Consider the following 18,428-nt stretch of genomic DNA (forward strand, 5'->3'; position numbering starts at 1 on the left):
TCCTTTATATATAATTATTTTTTATACCCTTTAACGATATAATTTTCATTATTCTCATCGAATTTCATTTCTTCGATAAGTGTATGTTGTTTTAAGAAATATAATCTATCAGCATCTATACTAGATACAGTTTCTTCGTAATAGGATAATGATGCTTTTATTTGTTCAAATAGTAACTGTTTCACTTTTAATTTATCTTCATTATTACGACTTGATACAAATACAGATGGATGATTTGATACCGGTGCATCAATCTCTACAGAGCACTGATCTTTTTTATTAAAAATGACCGCTTGTGGAAGGTCATCCATATCTAAGTCTTTCACCAATTGATTAACTGTATCATATTGGGTGCGATATTCTGGATGACTCGCATCAACAACATGTAGAAGTAAATCTGCGCTTTTTGCTTCTTCTAATGTCGACTTAAATGCTGCTACTAACGTTGTTGGTAATTTTTGAATAAAGCCTACGGTATCAGAAATAATTAAATTAAAACCATCATTAATTTGTATTTGTCGTGTTTTAGGGTCATGCGTGGCAAATAATAAATCTTTTTCAAATGTTGTTTCATTTGCTAAAACATTAAACCAAGAAGATTTTCCAGCATTGGTATAACCAATAAGTGCAATTTGAAATACTTGATTTTGTTCACGTTGATTACGATATCTTTCACGATGTTCGACCACTGTGTTAAGTTGATGCTTAATTTCATTCACACGTGTTCTAATATGACGTCTATCCATTTCTAATTTTGTTTCACCAGGACCACGCGTTCCAATTCCTCCGCCTAAACGTGATAAACTTTTTCCATGTCCTTGTAATCTAGGTAATAAGTAATCAAGTTGAGCTAACTCAACTTGTAGTTTACCTTCTCTACTACGCGCTCTTAAAGCAAAAATTTCAAGAATGAGTTGTGTTCTATCAATAATTTTAATGCCCAAACTATCATTTAATGTTTTTGATTGTGCTGTTGTTAATTCATCATTTGTTACAACAACATCGATATCATGAAACTCTATAAAAGCTTTAATTTCGTCAATCTTACCTTTCCCTACATAATATTTATAATCAAATTGGTCTTTATTTTGAGTGACTTGTCCTTTAACATCTAGTTGACAAGTCAACGCTAAAGCTTCTAATTCTTCCATTGTGGATTCAAAATTATATTGATGATCAATTTGAGCATGTACACCAACTAATACAGCAGTTTCTAGCCTTTTCTTTGTATCATAAGTGCGTTGCTGAGCCATGATATACATCTCCTTTTTTAATATGTCTTACATATTCTATCATAGAGCAAGTTTAAAGACTAACGACTAAAATTGTGTTAAATTAAACCTAAATTGAAAGGGTGATAGTATGAAAAATATTTATGATTTTGAAGTTCAAAAATCTAATGGTGAACATTATAAATTAGATGCATATAAAGGCGATGTCATACTTATTGTTAATACAGCTAGTGAATGTGGATTTACGCCACAGTTTGAAGGGTTACAAGAATTATATAATAAATATAAAGACCAAGGATTTATTGTTTTAGGTTTCCCATGTAATCAGTTTGGTGGTCAAGAACCTGGTTCTGGGGCTGAAGCAAATCAAAATTGTAAAATTAACTACGGTGTAACGTTCCCTATTCACGAAAAAATTGATGTTAAAGGTGACAACCAACATCCATTGTTCCATTTTTTAACAAATCAGGCTAAAGGTATGTTAAGCGAAAAAATTAAATGGAATTTCACTAAGTTTTTAGTTGACCGTGAAGGTAATGTGGTTCAACGCTTCTCACCTCAGAAAAAACCTGCTCAAATTGAAAAAGATATTGAAAAACTTCTATAAAATAAACAAAAGCCTCAATACAGATTGCTATGTCATAGACAAGCTTTCTATATTGAAGCTTTATTTTATTACAAACATTTCCTTTATTTGTTCAAAAGTGCAAAAATTGATGAGAATTTTGCAAGCTACGTATAATTCTCGACCGTGGACTACGCTCTGAAAGTCAGTAACTTGGCACTTTAATTACAACTTATTCTTCACCCTCAACTGTTTCTTCTGAATCAGTAGATTCAGTATCTACAGTGAAAGTGCTGATCGCATGTTTGTAAATCAAATGTTGTTTGCCTTGAGAAACTAAGCTAATCATGTATTTATCAAAGTCTTCAATAACGCCTTTCATTTGAAAACCATTTAAGAAAAATACAGTAATTTCCGTTTGTTCCGCTTTAAAGTTCTCTAGCGCTTGATCTTGGATGTTTTGGTTTGCAATCATGTTTAGAACTCCTTTTATTTATTTGGGTTGTAATCTCATCTAACATCATTTGAAGTGACATTGTCTCTCTATTAAACCATTGAACATTCATTTTGTTTTTAAACCATGTGAGTTGTCTTTTTGCATATTGTCTTGAATGTTGTTTCAATAATTCAACAGCTGGTTCTAATTCCATTTCTCCCTTTATAACAGGGACAAGTTCTTTGTAACCAATTGCTTTCATACTCTGACTAGATTCAAAACCTTGTTCAACTAGTGCTTTCACTTCATTAAATAATCCGTGGCCCAACATAATATCAACACGTTTATTTATTCTTGCATATAATGTTTTGCGCGACATTTCAACCCCTATTAATAATGTATCATAATTTTCTGTAAATTGTTGAACTTTCTTTCGAGAACTTAAAAGTTTTTTTGTTTTTAAGTAATATTCAATCGCTCTGAGCACTCTTTTTCTATTATTTGGATGAATATCATTAGCTGATGCTTCATCAAACGATGCTAAATAACGATGTAATTCATTATTGTCTAAATCATTTAACTCATCTATTTGTTCTTTCACTTTTATTTCTTTTTCTGCTGAGATATTCTCATCATCAAACGGATAGTCATAAATTAAAGATTGAATATATAAACCTGTACCTCCCGCAATAATAGGTACTTTCCCTCTTTTTGAAATATCTTCAATAATCACTTCCGCTCTTTTTTTAAATTCATATGCTGAAAATGATTCATCAGGATTTAAGATATCTATTAGATGATGGGGAATTCCTTCCATCTCAGTTTCTGTTACCTTTGCAGTACCTATATTCATTTGACGATACACTTGCATCGAATCGCCACTAATAATTTCCCCACTCACTTTTTTTGCTAATTCGATACTTAATTCTGTCTTACCCGAAGCTGTTGGTCCTACAATAACTATTAGAAAAGGTTTTATTGATACTTGCAATGATTACGCCTCACTCTGATTATTTTTCAGTACTTGTCTTTGAATCCAATCAAACATATGATTCCATATCATTTGTTGATCATCTTCAAATAATATTTCGTGTCTTCTATTTGCATAAAGTTGTACCGTAATATGTTTAATACCAGCTTTTTTAAACTTTCTGGCCAGAGATTTAATTCCTCTCCCATATTCTCCAAAGGGATCATCTTTTCCTGAAATCATTAATATTGGTAACTGATTATTCATTTTTTTTAATTGATTATAATGTGCTGTACGTACCATATTTTTTACTGTTTCATATATTAAATGGTTTGAAACTAAAAAACCGGTATACTCGTCTTTTACAAATTTATCAACTTCTGTAGATTGCGATGACAGCCAGTCACTTTCAGTTCGCGGTTGTTCAATTTTTTTGTTAAATGATTTATAGACAAGTTGATTAACCCATTTTAAACGATTGCGTTTACCAGTAAAAATAGAAATTAATTTTAATCCGGCTACTGCGGGAACACTTTTCCATTTAGGATATTGGCCTGTTCCAGTTAATATCAATCCATCAGCAAAGTTTGGATAAGTTTCAACAAATAAACGTGCAATAATAGACCCCATTGAATGGCCTAATACAATATAGGGCAATCCTTTCTCACTATCATATAATGTTTGTGCAATTTCAAATGCATCTTGAACGACTTGATTCATACTGTCGTAATGGCCTCGTTCTTTCTCATCAATCTCTTTTCCATGGCCTCTATGATTATGTCTAATAACATCATAGCCTTGATGAGTTAAAGCATTAACAAGTGTTTCGTATCGATCCATATGTTCAGCCATGCCATGAAATATATGAATAATACCATAAGTTGCTATATTTGCTTTATCTATTTTAACTTCTAAAGTTGTTCCATCTTCTACAGTTATTTTATAAGCACTTTGCCCCATGCATATGCCTCCAATCTCTTTCTATAATGGTATGTATCTATGTACTATTCCTACTAATATACCTATACTCTTTAATGTTATCAAATAGTTTGTCACATTTTAATAGGTTATATGCACTTTAAATTCAAAACTTTTAACAAAACATAAAAAAACTGAGATTGAGTTTTTTACCCAATCTCAGTTGCTTCATACTATTTTAATTATAATTATTTTTCTGCAGGTTGATGATTACCATGTGTTGCTTCTTCAATTGCTTCATCAACTTCTTTAGAAAATTCATTTTTTTGTTCAGCAGTATAATTTAATAATTTATCTAATTCATCAATAATTGCTTGTTTGTATTGTTTAACTGTATTGATATCGAAGTATAATTTACCAGTACGACGAATTAAGAAATCTGTTGGTTTATACACCATTTCGTTTTGTACACTATAAACTAATTGAACATATAATTCTAATGGCATATTTAAGTCTTTTTCATTAGTTAATTGTGCGATTGCGAATAATTTATCGACATTTGAACCATATTTTGCAGCTAATTTATAGGCCACATCTGTGCTTAATCCAAGTGCTTTACCTTCTTGGACTTTACGATTTACATAGTTTTCATAGTTTTTACTACCGCCAACATCTCCACCAGAAATAGGTGTATTTTTAGTTTTGCTATCCGCAAATTTCAGGCCATATTCTTGTTTTAAACGTTTAGCTAATAAATCAACAATTTCTAATGCCATATGACGATATCCAGTTAACTTACCACCAGCTATCGTTAATAATCCTGATTTACCTTCCCAAATTTCATCTTTACGTGAAATTTCTGAAGGGTCTTTTCCATCTTCTAAAATTAATGGACGTACGCCAGCCCATGTTGATTCAATATCAGCATCAGTAACATGCACATCAGGGAACATATAATTGATTGCATCAATTAAATAGTCTCTATCTTCTTGGTTAGTTAATGGTTTTGTTTTTTCATTATTATAAAATGTATCAGTAGTTCCTACATATGCTTTACCTTCACGAGGAATAGCAAAAATCATACGACCATCTTTTTCAGTATCAAAGTAAACTGCTTGACGTAATGGGAATTTTGATTGGTCGATAACTACGTGAACACCTTTTGTTAAACGTAATTGCTTATTGTTACGTGTATAGTCTTTCTTTCTCACTTCGTCTACCCATGGACCAGCAGCATTAATTACTTTTTTAGCATTAATTTGATACTCTTCACCTGTAAGCATATCTTTTACTTTAATACCACTTACTTTATTTTTAGCATCGTATACGAAGTCAGTAGATTTAGTGTGATTAATGACTTCAGCACCTTTTTCAGCAGCACGTTTCATTACTTCAATTGTTAAGCGGGCATCATCAGTACGATATTCTACGTAGTAACCGCCACCTTTTAAACCATCTTTTTTCACAAGAGGTTCTTTATTTAAAGTAGCTTGTTTAGATAACATTTTTTTACGTTCATGACGTTTAACGCCTGCTAAACGATCGTACATTGTTAAGCCGATATTAGTTGTGAATTTACCAAATGTACCCCCTTTATGCATCGGTAATAACATCCATTCAGGAGTTGTTACGTGGGGTCCATTTTCATAAACTATTGCACGTTCTTTACCTGTTTCAGCAACAACTTTGATTTGTGCTTGCTTCAAGTAACGTAAACCACCATGTACTAATTTAGTTGAGCGAGAACTTGTACCTTGCGCAAAGTCTTGCATTTCTACTAAAGCTACTTTCATACCACGTTGTGTAGCATCTAATGCAATACCTGCACCAGTAATTCCTCCACCGATAACTACAACGTCAAATTCTTTATTTTTTAAATTCTTTTTAATTAAGTTCCTATTAAAAGTAGATAATGCCATAATATACCCTCCAAAATTTATATTAAAAAAGAGAGACCTATACACACAGAAGTATACTGCATGATAACAGGTCTCTCAAATCTCGACTAATGTATTAACTTAATTACATTATAACATATTCTTAGTAACTAAGCCATAATTAAAAAACTAATCTTCTAATTTAAAGACCTGAGTAGCTTCTACTGCTTTCTTCCAACCTTTATATAACTTAGTTCTTGTTTCTTCAGACATTTCTGGTTTGAATTCTTTTTGTAATTTCCATCTATCAGCAATATCTTTTTTATCTTCCCAGAAGTCAACTGCTAAACCTGCTAAGTAAGCGGCACCAAGTGCAGTTGTTTCTTGAACTTCTGGACGTTCTACTGCTGTATCAACTATATCTGCTTGGAATTGCATAATAAAGTTATTTTTTACTGCACCACCATCAACACGTAAGTTGTTTACTTCAATACCTGAATCTTTTGACATTGCTTCCATTACATCACGTGTTTGGTAACATAAAGATTCTAATGTTGCACGAATGAAATGTTCTTTTTCAGTACCGCGAGTTAATCCGAAAATCGCACCACGTGCTTCAGAATCCCAATATGGTGTACCAAGTCCTACGAATGCCGGAACAAAGTAAACATTATCAGTAGAATTAACACGTGTTGCATAGTTTTCAGTTTGTGGTGCAGCATTAATAATTCTTAAACCATCACGTAACCATTGAATCGCTGATCCAGATACAAAAATTGATCCTTCAAGAGCATAGTTTACTTTACCGTCGAGACCGTAAGCAATTGTAGTTAATAAACCACTGTCAGACGTTACAGGTTTTTCGCCAGTGTTCATTAACATAAATCCACCAGTGCCATAAGTATTTTTCACATCACCGCGTTCGAAACAAGCTTGACCGAACAATGCTGCTTGTTGGTCACCAGCAATACCTGCAATTGGTACTTCTTGGCCAAAGAAGTGATAATCTTTAGTATGGGCATAAATTTCACTAGATTCTTTAACTTCTGGAAGTATAGATTTAGGAACATCTAATAATTCTAGTAATTCATCATCCCATTTAAGGTCGTGAATGTTATACATTAATGTGCGGCTTGCATTTGAATAGTCGGTGATATGCGCTTCTCCACCAGAAAGTTTCCAAACTAACCAAGTATCGATAGTCCCGAATAATAAATCGCCATTTTCTGCTTTTTCTCTTGCACCTTTAACGTTATCTAATAACCATCTTACTTTTGTGCCAGAGAAGTAAGGGTCTAATAATAAACCAGTTTTATTACGAAATGTTTCTTCATGACCTTGTTCTTTTAATTCATTACAAATATGTTGCGTTTGACGTGATTGCCAAACAATTGCATGATGAATTGGACGACCTGTTTTCTTATCCCAAATAACTGTTGTTTCACGTTGGTTTGTAATACCAATACCTTTAATTTGTTCAGGATCAACTTCATTTTCATTAATCACTTCAGCCATCACCGCTAATACTGAGGTCCAAATTTCATTAGCGTCATGCTCTACCCAACCTGATTTAGGAAAGTATTGCTTAAATTCTCTTTGCGCAACACTTTTAATTTGTCCCTCTTTATCAAATAAAATTGCTCTAGAGCTAGTTGTGCCCTGATCTATTGACATGATATATTGTTCCATAATTTTTCTCCTTCTTTCATTCTGACTATATGTGGTAAATATCCTCTAAGTCACATAGTCAATATATTACACTATTTAAAATTAATTCTTTATCTTTAATAAATTGATTCAACATCTTTATTTTTATTTGATTTATTAAGTGCTAAACCAATAAGTAATGTAATAATAACAACTACTATGCTAACACCACTCATAAAAGTAAATTCATTTTTGTAAAATACTTGATAAATCACGGCACCCAACATACCACCAGCAATTGGTCCTAGTACCGGTACAATTGCATACCACCAATTAGATCCACCTTTACCAGCAATTGGTAAAATCGCATGAGCAATTCTTGGTCCTAAGTCACGAGCTGGATTAATGGCATAACCTGTAGGGCCACCTAAACTTAAACCTATTGCAATAATTAAACTACCCACAATTAATGGATTTAATCCATCTGCAATTTTATTTACCCCAATGAATAAAATACCTAAAGTTAAAATAGTAGTTCCAATTATTTCACTTAAAAAGTTAGCAAAATAATTTTTAATAGCAGGTGCAGTAGAAAATACTCCTAATTTTGCACCTTGATCTGTCGTTACTTTCCAATGTGGTAAATACATTAACCACACAAGTGCAGCACCTACAATTCCTCCAAGCATTTGACAAACAATATATCCTGGTACTTTTGCCCAGCTAAAACCTCCTTCAACTGCTAAAGCAATTGTCACAGCTGGGTTTAAATGTGCTCCAGAAAATTGACCTACTGCGTAAACTCCCATTGTTACAGCTAAGCCCCATCCAGCGGCAATAACAATCCAATCCGATTCTTGTCCAGCGCTGCGTTTTAAATTTACATTCGCACATACGCCTCCACCAAACAAAATAAGAATGGCCGTGCCTAAAAATTCTGCTAAATAAGCATTCATGCTTTAACCTCCTAAAAAGCAAAGAGATTTCTACAAACTTACATAATTCGGCTTGCAGAAATCTCTTCGTCTCTCATTCAAATATTAACTTGTATAAATCATACAAAATTGTTGTAAGCGTTGTCAATAGCTTTTGTAAAAAAATTGTCACAATTTATATTTTTTTAATTTATTTGTAGATTAAAACATCATACTTTACAAATATTTTTAGGGGACAGCTTCAGCCTGTAGTCTACAGCTTGTCTTGTTCCCTCAAGAGTCTCGCCAAAATACTTTGTATTTATATGTAATTTTACATTGGAATATTTAAAAAATAAGGCACTTTCGTATAATTTAATAAATATCAATAAACTAAATTAACAAGGTTCCTTATATATAAAGAATATCACATGACTCTACTTACTCTACTAATGGCACTCAATATAAGAAAACGAGCAACCCAACGAGTTGAAAATAATCAAAAGTTTATAAAAAAGACAAGTTCTATATTATTTCAATAGAAATTGTCTTTTTTCACTTATCTAGAAACTTTATTTCCCAGACTCTTTTTTTATTATTTACTTGTCTACTTGACTAGGTACAAGCACACTTCAAATTATTGTCTCAGGTTAAAATTTTAATTTCTACCATAGTTTCCTATTACTTGTAGTTACATAGCTTGCGCCACTGTTGATTGCATCATTCACTTCTTTTTCTTCTTCAATTAACCCACCTGCTATAATTTTAGCAGCTGTTGCTTCTCCTACATTTTCAACAATTTTATGCGCAATACCTGGTAGTACTTCAACATAATCTGGCTCTACTTTCTTTATGAGTTGGATACTACGATTGAGCGCTTGACTATCAATAATAAAGACCCTAAAAATAGTAAGTACATTTAATGACTTTGCTTTTTGGATGACTTTTGTTTTTGTTGAAACAATACCTTTTGGTTTGTATGTTTGAATGATATATTCACATGCATATTCATCATGTGCCATTCCTTTAATTAAATCAATGTGAATATATACCTCAATGTCATGTTTTTTAAGTAATTCCATAATACTTTTTAAATGTCCTACATGCATATCTAAAAGGACACACACTTTATAATCCGTTTGAGTTAATTTTTCTAAATCTTTCATATTTCGAATTGCTGGTAGTACGTGTTCTTTCATTTCTACGCATCCCTTCTACATTACTCGCTTAAATAATTTCTCTAATTCATAATTTGAAAAGTTAATAATAATTGGTCTACCATGAGGACAAGTAAATGGATCTTCGGCTTCTCTTAATTGATCAATTAAATCTGCCATTTCATTATTTTTCAAGTAGTGATTTGCTTTAATTGACTTCTTACAACTCATCATAATAGCTGCATCTTCACGCATTTTTTTTACGTCAATTTTTTTATGATTTAATACTAATTCAATCATATCTTTGATAATTTCCTCTGCTTCAACTTTAGGAAACCATACTGGATAACTATTGACAATATAATCATATCCACCAAAATGTTCTAAATGGACTCCTACTTTATCAAGTTCTTCTCGATATTGATCAATAATTAATTGCTCATCTTTTGAAAAGTGGAATGTTAAAGGAATTAACAAATCTTGTACTTCATTTGATACTTCGCCTATTTTTTCTCTGAAGTATTCGTATTTAATACGTTCTTGCGCAGCATGTTGATCTATCATAAACATTCCATTTTCATTTTGAGCAATAATATACGTACCATGCACTTGACCAACTACTTCCATATAGGGCACTCGTCGAGATGGTGTTGAACTTACTTTACCTTTAATATCTTGTACTTCTTGGTTTATATCATTCTGCTGAGTATCATTTTTTCTATCAAGACGATAAAACTCATTCTCTTCATTTTCACTATTGCTATTTGAATCTATTGCACGATCTAAACTATTTAAAATATCTTTTTGAATGTCGAAATAATCTTTATCCGTACTACGTTCATTATTATAGACACTAGAACTATCGTTATCTTCTCTAGTATAAGAATCATTAGACGTTTGTTTTTCATCATATTGATAATCTATTGTTGAAAAAGTATCGTTAGACAAAGTGTTTAGTTCATTTTCGTTTTCTAATTGTTTTGATTGATTTAAATCATTTTGTTGTTTTTGCTCAAAATTAATTTTTTGCTGTTCAAATGTATGCAATACTTTATTTTTTTTAGATGTTCGATCTAAATCATTTTTAGGTATTAATATTCTATCTTTGAAGGCATTTCTGATTTTTTCAATAATTAAATTATAAAGTTGTTCTTCTTTTGAAAGTCTAACTTCAAGTTTTGTCGGATGAACATTGACGTCTACTAAAATTGGATCCATTTCTATATTGATATAGCAAATTGGATAACGTCCTATCGTTAGAAGTGTATGATATCCTTCAGTAATAGCTTTATTTAAAGCAAAATTTTTGATATATCGCCCATTAATAAAAATTGAAATATAGTGTTTATTACTACGAGAATGTTCTGGTTTAGCAACAAATCCTTCTAAATGATAGTCACTTGTATCTCCAGAAATATGAACTAAATCTTTCGCAACTTTGATACCATATATTTCAGCCATTACCTCATTGGTTCTTCCAGAGCCATTCGTTTTTAACATTGTTTTTCCATCAGATACAAGTGAAAAACGAATATTTGGATGACTCATTGCCATCCGATTAACAATATCTGTAATTTTACCTAGTTCTGTATATAAACTTTTAATATATTTTAAGCGAGCTGGCGTGTTATAAAATAATGATTCTACTTTAATATCTGTTCCTTTTTTAGCTTTTGCTGGTTTTTGAGATAATATTTTACCATTTTCAGCATAAATTTCATGACCATTTTCATTATCTGTACACGTTTTAAGTGTCACTTTAGCTACAGATGAAATACTCGCCAGTGCTTCCCCACGAAATCCTAATGTTCTAATATGAAATAAATCGTCATCATCATTTATTTTACTAGTAGCATGACGATGAAAAACAAGTTGCAAATCATCTTGCTCAATTCCAGTTCCATTATCTACTACACGAATTGATGAAATACCTGATTGTTCTACTTCTATATTAATTTCAGTCGCCTTGGCATCAATTGCATTTTCAAGCAGTTCTTTTACTACTGAACTAGGGCGTTCAACCACTTCTCCCGCTGCAATTTTATTTGCTAAAGATGTTTGTAATTCTTTAATTTTACCCATAGATTAACACCTCTATCTTAACTGATTTTGTAATTCGCTTAACTTAAGTAATGCTTCAATAGGTGTCATATTTGAAATATTTAAATTTTTAATTTGTGCTTCTATTTCGCTTTGTGTTTCATTCAAATTAAATAAGTCAAAACTTGTTTGTTCAAACACATCTGTTTGTTCAGTAGTTGAACGTTCTTTCTTATCGGTTAACTGATTTTTATTTTCGATATCTTTAGATGTGTCATTATATGGTTTACGATTAGCATTCTCATTTGGTAAATCATTTTGCTCAAATGCATTTAAAATGACTTGAGCTCTTTCAATCACTTTTTCAGGAAGATTTGCTAGCTTAGCAACTTGAATCCCATAACTATCGTCAACAGCACCGTCTTTAACTTTATGAAGGAAAATAAGTTCACCTTGATACTCATCTGCGGCTACATGTACATTTTTCAAACTAGACAATTGTTGATCTAATGTCGTTAACTCATGATAATGCGTTGAAAAAAGCGTCTTAGCATGTGATGTTTCAGCTACATACTCAATCATAGCTTGAGCAAGAGATAAACCATCATATGTTGAAGTTCCTCTTCCGATTTCATCGAAGATAATTAAACTATCCTCTGTTGCATACGTTAATGCTTTTTGTGCTTCTAGCATTTCAACCATAAAGGTACTTTTACCAGATACTAAATCATCTGCAGCACCAATTCTTGTAAAAATTTGATCGAAAATAGGTAATATCGCATGATCGCATGGCACATAAGCTCCCATTTGTGCCATGATGCTAATGATTGCAACTTGACGCATATAAGTTGATTTACCAGACATATTTGGACCAGTAATCAAATAAATAAAGTTATTTTGGTCAAGATAACAATCGTTTGGCACATAATCATTATAATCCATCACGCGTTCTACAACAGGATGTCTAGAATTTTCTAATTTCAATGTCTTGTCATCACTAAATTCTGGTCTAACATAGTTATACTTTTGAGCAATTTCTGCAAAGCTTTGTAAACAATCAAGCTCGGATATCACTTTTGCTTGCCTTTGTAATCTTTCAGTATATGATTTAACATGCTCTCTCAGTCGAATAAACAATTGATATTCTAGTTCAATTGCCTTGTCTTCTGCACCTAAAATAATATCTTCTTTTTCTTTTAGTTCATCAGTAATAAATCTTTCCGCATTAGATAATGTTTGTTTACGGTGATAGCCATAATCGCTTGGTTCGAATCCTTGGAGATTAGCGCGCGTGATTTCAATAAAATAACCAAACACTTTATTGTAGCTGATTTTTAACGATTTGATACCTGTTCTTTCACGTTCTTTCGCTTGAAGTTGCGCAAGCCAATCTTTCCCATTTCTAGAAGCTTCTAAGTACTCATCCAATTGCTTACTAAATCCTTGCTTAAAAAGACCTCCATCTTTAACTGAAATGGGTGGTTCTTCTACTAAACTATCATCCAAGACTTGCAATAAATCTTCTAAAGGTTCTAATGTGCTAAACTGTGTTGTTGCCACATTATCCATTTGTTCAAGAAGCGATTTAATATTCGGAATTTCAGAAATAGAATGTTTAAGTTGAATCAAATCTCGAGCATTTACATTTCCATAACTTACTCGTCCAACTAATCTTTCAATATCATATACTTGATTAAGATAGCCTCTTAAAGTGTCTCTTTCTATAAAATGATCTATGAATGATTCTACAATGTCTAATCGCTGTTCAATATTATCTTTATGAATGAGAGGACGATCAATCCACTGTTTCAAACGTCTTGCCCCCATAGGTGTTTTCGTTTCATCCATTAACCATAATAGTGTTCCTTTTTTACTTTTTAAACGAATACTTTCTGTAAGCTCTAAATTACGCTTTGCATAATAATCCATTTTCATAAAGTCAATTGCTGCATAGGTTATCACGTCTTCAATATGCGATAAATCTCTTTTTTGAGTATGATGAATATAATCTAACAATAATTGTGTTGTCAAAAACATTAATTTATTTTCCAATGTATTGACACTGTACTCCATCTCAGAAATTTCTTCTCTAACTGTAATCGTTTCTGTAGTAAGTGAAATTTGTTTTTTTAAGTCTTCATCTATGTCTTCTTGTACTACAATTTCATTAGGATTAATCGTAATAATTTCATTAATTAACGTACTTTCATCTTCAAAATTTGTCGTTTTCAATTCACCAGTTGACACATCACAGTAACTTAATGCGTATCCCTTTTCATTCTTAATGAAACTAAGAATATAATTATTTTGATTTTCATCCATTCCACCTTGTTCCATCATTGTTCCTGGTGTAACTACTTTAACGACTTCTCTTTTAACCATACCTTTTGTTTGTTTTGGATCTTCCATTTGCTCACAAATAGCAACTTTATATCCATTATTAATGAGAGTTTCAATATAGCTATTTGCTGAATGATACGGAACACCACACATTGGAATTGGATTTTCTTTTTTAGCATCTCTTTTAGTTAAGGTGATTTCTAATATTCTAGATGCTTCTTTAGCATCTTCAAAAAACATTTCATAAAAATCGCCTAATCTAAAAAATAATAAACAATCTTGATATTGAGATTTTATTTTTAAATATTGTTGCATCATAGGTGTCACATTAGCCATATTTTTTCACAACCTTACTGATATATACTTTTTTCTACGCACTTTTCAACTTGTATATTTTAACATATGTCATAATGAAGCGCTCGTCATCTAATTGGGATATTGCTTTTCAACTTAAAAAAGATTATCATCTCTCTATTACTCTTACTAAGCACTTAGCTTATTAAGAGTGTGAAATGATAATCTTAAATAAAATATTTACTTGAATTTATCTAATAATCCACGTTTCTTTAACACTATAAGTAAGATATAACTAATCGTTGCACCAAGAAAACTTGAAACAATAAATACAAGCATTAATGGCTTAATAAAGAAATGTTGCAATCCTAATATCCAAGATAGTGGAATACACGTTAAGCTACCAATAATTCCTGTTCCAATCACTTCTCCAATTGCGGCCATAAATATATGCTTTCTATACATATAGAAGATGCTAGCTAGAAACACACCAATCATACTACCAGGAAAGGCAAATGCACTACCTGTGCCAAATGTTATTCTTATTAAAGAAGAAATTAAAGCTTGTGCTAAACCATACCATGGTCCTACAAAGACAGCACATAATACATTTACAAAATGTTGTACTGGAGCTGCTTTGACTGGACCTAAAGGTATGATAATAAAACTACTAAATACGACATTAAAAGCAATAAGTAAAGCTGTAATGGTAAGTTTTTTAGTTTTCATCTTTGTATATTCCCTTCTGTTTATGAATCGTGATGCGCTTTTTCATTATGATCATTTAAACGTTGTTCCATAGTAGAAACCATCAATTGTAACAACTCATTTGCTTCAAATTGTGCTAAACGAAACTCTTTCACAATAGGTAATGCATTGATTTCTTTTTCAAGTTGGTAGATTTCTTCTTCGGATTTTTGAAAGGCTTGATGCTTACCATAATTTTGAAAATTCACTGACTGTTTTTGTTGCAATTTTAATTGTTTCATTTTTTGTTCAATTGATGAATTCTCATGAATTTGTTGCTCTACATTTTGGTATTGTTTAATCAATTCTAGTGACTTTATTTTGTTCGACACACAATTTGCTTGTTTTAGAATCTCTTCTTTATTATACATGTTAATTAGTCACCATAACTTGATCATGAAAATGTAAAAATTTTCCGTTTAGTGAGTATTGCTTGGCTTCTTCAATTTTGACATCAACAAGTTGACCAATAGCTTCACGTGGCCCTTTAAAGTTAACTAATTTATTTTTTTCAGTATAGCCTGCTAGAACGGTTTCATCTTTTTTACTTGTTCCTTCACATAAAACAGTAACAACCTGTCCATCATAATTTTGCATTGCTTTTTCTGAATATTGTCCAACTTTTTTATTTAAACGTTGCAAACGATCTTTTTTCACTTCAGTTGGAACATTATCTTTCATTTTAGCAGCAGGCGTACCATCTCTTTGTGAATACAAATACGTATAAGCGTGTTCAAATTGAACTTCATCATACAATGAAAGTGTTTCTTCAAATTGTTCTTCTGTTTCATTAGGATAACCTACTATTATATCAGTAGTAAGAGCGACATTAGGAATAGCTTTTTTAATTCTATCAACTAAATCTAAGTAGCTTTCACGTGAATATTTACGTCCCATTATTTTTAATACAGCGTTATTTCCAGATTGTACAGGTAAATGGATATGAGGAACGATATTGCCACCTTTTGCAATCACTTCAATCATTCTATCTGTAAAATCCCAAGGATGACTTGTTGTAAAACGTACGCGTGGAATGTCAATTTTAGAAATGTCTTCTAATAAATCACCTAAACCATAATCTAAATCTTTAATATCTTTTCCATATGAATTAACATTTTGTCCTAATAGTGTGATTTCTTTATAACCTTCACGGGCTAAGCCACGAACTTCTTCAATGATATCTTGTGGTCTACGACTACGTTCTTTTCCTCGTGTAAAAGGTACAATACAATATGTACAGAATTTATCACATCCATACATAATATTAACCCATGCTTTTGTACTTCCTTCACGTACTTTAGGTAAGTTTTCAATAACATCACCTTCTTTAGACCAAACCTCAACGACCATTGCTTTTGATAAATATGCTTCTTCTAAAATTTCAGGTAATTTATGTATGTTATGCGTGCCAAAAATCATATCTACATTTTGATAAGATTTTAAAATTTTATTTACAACTGATTCTTCTTGTGACATACAGCCACATACACCAATCAATGTTTCAGGTCTATTTTTCTTTAAGTGTTTTAAATTACCAATTTCACTAAACACTTTATTTTCTGCATTTTCACGAATAGCACATGTATTAATTAATATAACATCCGCTTCATTAATGTCATCTGTTGCTTGATAATCTAAAGCTTGTAAAATTCCTGCCATTACTTCAGTATCATGTGCATTCATTTGACAACCATATGTTTTAATTAAAAATGTTCTTCCTTTACCCATGCCTTTATATTTATCTTCAATATGAAAATCTCGATTGTATTGAACATCTTGTTTACCACGTTTTTTTGCTTCTTTAAGATTTGGTGGTTGATAAACATGTTCGAAATATTTGCTATAGTCTTTTTCTTCTTTTTTATTACGTTCGTTTAAGATATCTATCGTACCAGCTTTTCTTTGCTCTTCATTCACTTTAAAAAATCCTTTCTATATGCCCTAATATTATTAGTACATTATATTAAAATTAGCATTAAAGTGCAAAAAGAGTTTACAAATTAATATATTTCATTTGTTAATTATTGAATAAAAAAGTGGAATAGATATCACTATGAATCCTACTCCACTTAAACTATACTTTAATTTATTCACTTAACTTTTAATTATATTATGCTTCGTCATATTTACCAGTTAATGTTTCAATTGAAATACCTTCTGGTACATGATAAAACTTCACTTGGCTAATAATACTAGGACATTCTAATTCAACCATTCTTTCATTTAATTTTTGAATTAAAATTAAGCATTCACTCATATCACCTTGCACAGTTGTTTCAAGTGGTCCTACTCTGTAATGCAGTCCTGACTGATCGATAATTTTAATAGCTTCATCTACATAAGGAATAACATCATCGTTATTAGGTGTTTTAGGAACAATTTGTACACTCATTAACGTATCTTGCATAAATTTCACCTCTATATTTTATTCATAATTTTATTTTATCATGATTAGCTTTTTAAATCTGAGTTATTCCCTATTTCCTATTGCACATTGAATCGCTTTTGCGAAGTCGTACATTAATTTATCCCAATTTGATTTTTCTTCTCTACTTTTTCGATTTGTTTTATTATTTTTGAAAAAAGCTTTACGTAGCGAGGTAGTTAATTCAATTTGTACACCCATGCCCTTAGCTGTACAATTAACTATGTTATTATCCTGTTCACCTGAAATATGACTTGGTGCTTCTGTAGCTTTTATACCTATATTATTTAATTCTTTTATGATTGATGATTTTAAACGTTCGTCTTTTCCACCAATATAAGCAATGTTCTCGTCTCCTTCGCAACCATGTATAATAATAGCTTGGCTACTATCAGTTACCAAGTTCATTGCCTCTTCATTATCATAATGTGTAGAAGTTACGTGTAATTCTTGATTTCCTTTACTACGTAAACCTTCGAAAGTAAAGTAATTGTAATCTCCTTCATCAGCAATCATACATGCTAACTCAGTTGTAGCGGGTTCAATGCCTCCCCCATGAATTGCTAATATTGAAACATTGCTATTTCGATTTCTAGTTATTATTTTCCAGTCTTCATTTTCAGTCGTTCTTTTTTCCAATTCTTGCATTGAATTAAATTTGTCCAACATCCCCACTCCTTTTATTTACTATACGATTCTCTTCCCTAATGAGAATAAATAACTGGAGTTTAACAAAATTTTTATAAATTTAAACTTAAATTAAAAAACATTCCTGAAGTCATATAATACTGGACTGACCCCAATTAGTGGGAATGATATAAAAACACTTTCGTTGAATTCATATTAAAATGAATCATGCGGAGGTG

Annotated in this window: 16 protein-coding genes; 1 reads left to right on the top strand and 15 read right to left on the bottom strand. The window is 31.5% G+C overall.

The features are described 5' to 3' along the window. Window positions 1-14 precede the first annotated feature (14 nt). Window positions 15-1,253 (bottom strand): GTPase HflX, encoded by a 1,239-nt coding sequence (hflX, locus tag AC2FB1_RS06185; RefSeq protein ID WP_490674409.1) that lies wholly within the window; start codon window positions 1,251-1,253, stop codon window positions 15-17. Between the two features lie 109 nt (window positions 1,254-1,362). On the opposite strand from hflX, the gene AC2FB1_RS06190 reads away from it, so the two are divergent. Continuing rightward, complete coding sequence (locus AC2FB1_RS06190; RefSeq protein WP_490674410.1) at window positions 1,363-1,839, top strand: glutathione peroxidase; 477 nt, start codon at window positions 1,363-1,365, stop codon at window positions 1,837-1,839. A gap of 190 nt (window positions 1,840-2,029) precedes the next feature. Here the strand turns inward: AC2FB1_RS06190 and hfq are convergent, their stop codons facing one another. The 14 genes from hfq to AC2FB1_RS06260 form a co-directional block, all read right to left on the bottom strand. After that, window positions 2,030-2,272: an RNA chaperone Hfq gene (gene hfq / locus AC2FB1_RS06195; RefSeq protein ID WP_490674411.1), complete on the bottom strand. Its 243-nt coding sequence runs from the start codon at window positions 2,270-2,272 to the stop codon at window positions 2,030-2,032. Beyond that, a complete protein-coding gene (gene miaA / locus AC2FB1_RS06200) occupies window positions 2,226-3,224 on the bottom strand; it encodes a tRNA (adenosine(37)-N6)-dimethylallyltransferase MiaA (protein ID WP_490674412.1) in 999 nt (332 codons plus the stop codon). Before miaA ends, hfq begins: the two co-directional genes overlap by 47 nt. A 3-nt stretch (window positions 3,225-3,227) precedes the next feature. Continuing rightward, window positions 3,228-4,163, bottom strand: a complete 936-nt coding sequence (locus tag AC2FB1_RS06205; protein WP_490674413.1) for an alpha/beta hydrolase — start codon at window positions 4,161-4,163, stop codon at window positions 3,228-3,230. A gap of 206 nt (window positions 4,164-4,369) precedes the next feature. Beyond that, complete coding sequence (locus AC2FB1_RS06210; protein ID WP_490674414.1) at window positions 4,370-6,040, bottom strand: glycerol-3-phosphate dehydrogenase/oxidase; 1,671 nt, start codon at window positions 6,038-6,040, stop codon at window positions 4,370-4,372. Window positions 6,041-6,187: 147 nt separating this feature from the next. Next, a complete protein-coding gene (gene glpK, locus AC2FB1_RS06215) occupies window positions 6,188-7,687 on the bottom strand; it encodes a glycerol kinase GlpK (RefSeq protein WP_490674415.1) in 1,500 nt (499 codons plus the stop codon). 95 nt (window positions 7,688-7,782) lie between these two features. Then, window positions 7,783-8,601, bottom strand: a complete 819-nt coding sequence (locus tag AC2FB1_RS06220) for an MIP/aquaporin family protein (protein WP_490674416.1) — start codon at window positions 8,599-8,601, stop codon at window positions 7,783-7,785. A 623-nt stretch (window positions 8,602-9,224) separates the two neighbouring features. Next, window positions 9,225-9,758 carry a glycerol-3-phosphate responsive antiterminator gene (locus tag AC2FB1_RS06225; protein ID WP_490674417.1) on the bottom strand — a complete coding sequence of 178 codons (534 nt, stop codon included), beginning with the start codon at window positions 9,756-9,758 and terminating at the stop codon, window positions 9,225-9,227. 15 nt (window positions 9,759-9,773) lie between these two features. Further along, the gene (mutL, locus tag AC2FB1_RS06230; protein ID WP_490674418.1) at window positions 9,774-11,798 is read right to left on the bottom strand and encodes a DNA mismatch repair endonuclease MutL; all 2,025 of its coding nucleotides are present in this window, start codon (window positions 11,796-11,798) and stop codon (window positions 9,774-9,776) included. Between the two features lie 12 nt (window positions 11,799-11,810). Further along, window positions 11,811-14,432 (bottom strand): DNA mismatch repair protein MutS, encoded by a 2,622-nt coding sequence (mutS, locus tag AC2FB1_RS06235; RefSeq protein ID WP_490674419.1) that lies wholly within the window; start codon window positions 14,430-14,432, stop codon window positions 11,811-11,813. Window positions 14,433-14,630: 198 nt separating this feature from the next. Continuing rightward, a complete protein-coding gene (gene thiW, locus AC2FB1_RS06240) occupies window positions 14,631-15,119 on the bottom strand; it encodes an energy coupling factor transporter S component ThiW (protein WP_490674420.1) in 489 nt (162 codons plus the stop codon). Window positions 15,120-15,139: 20 nt separating this feature from the next. Then, complete coding sequence (locus tag AC2FB1_RS06245) at window positions 15,140-15,508, bottom strand: YlbF/YmcA family competence regulator (protein ID WP_490674421.1); 369 nt, start codon at window positions 15,506-15,508, stop codon at window positions 15,140-15,142. Between the two features lies 1 nt (window position 15,509). Beyond that, window positions 15,510-17,054 (bottom strand): tRNA (N6-isopentenyl adenosine(37)-C2)-methylthiotransferase MiaB, encoded by a 1,545-nt coding sequence (miaB, locus tag AC2FB1_RS06250; protein WP_490674422.1) that lies wholly within the window; start codon window positions 17,052-17,054, stop codon window positions 15,510-15,512. 193 nt (window positions 17,055-17,247) lie between these two features. Next, window positions 17,248-17,544, bottom strand: a complete 297-nt coding sequence (locus AC2FB1_RS06255; protein ID WP_002448768.1) for a thiamine-binding protein — start codon at window positions 17,542-17,544, stop codon at window positions 17,248-17,250. 63 nt (window positions 17,545-17,607) lie between these two features. Next, a complete protein-coding gene (locus AC2FB1_RS06260) occupies window positions 17,608-18,228 on the bottom strand; it encodes a poly-gamma-glutamate hydrolase family protein (protein ID WP_490674423.1) in 621 nt (206 codons plus the stop codon). Between the last annotated feature and the right edge of the window lie 200 nt (window positions 18,229-18,428).

The organism is Staphylococcus sp. CoH_129_LAB_1 (assembly GCF_058191515.1).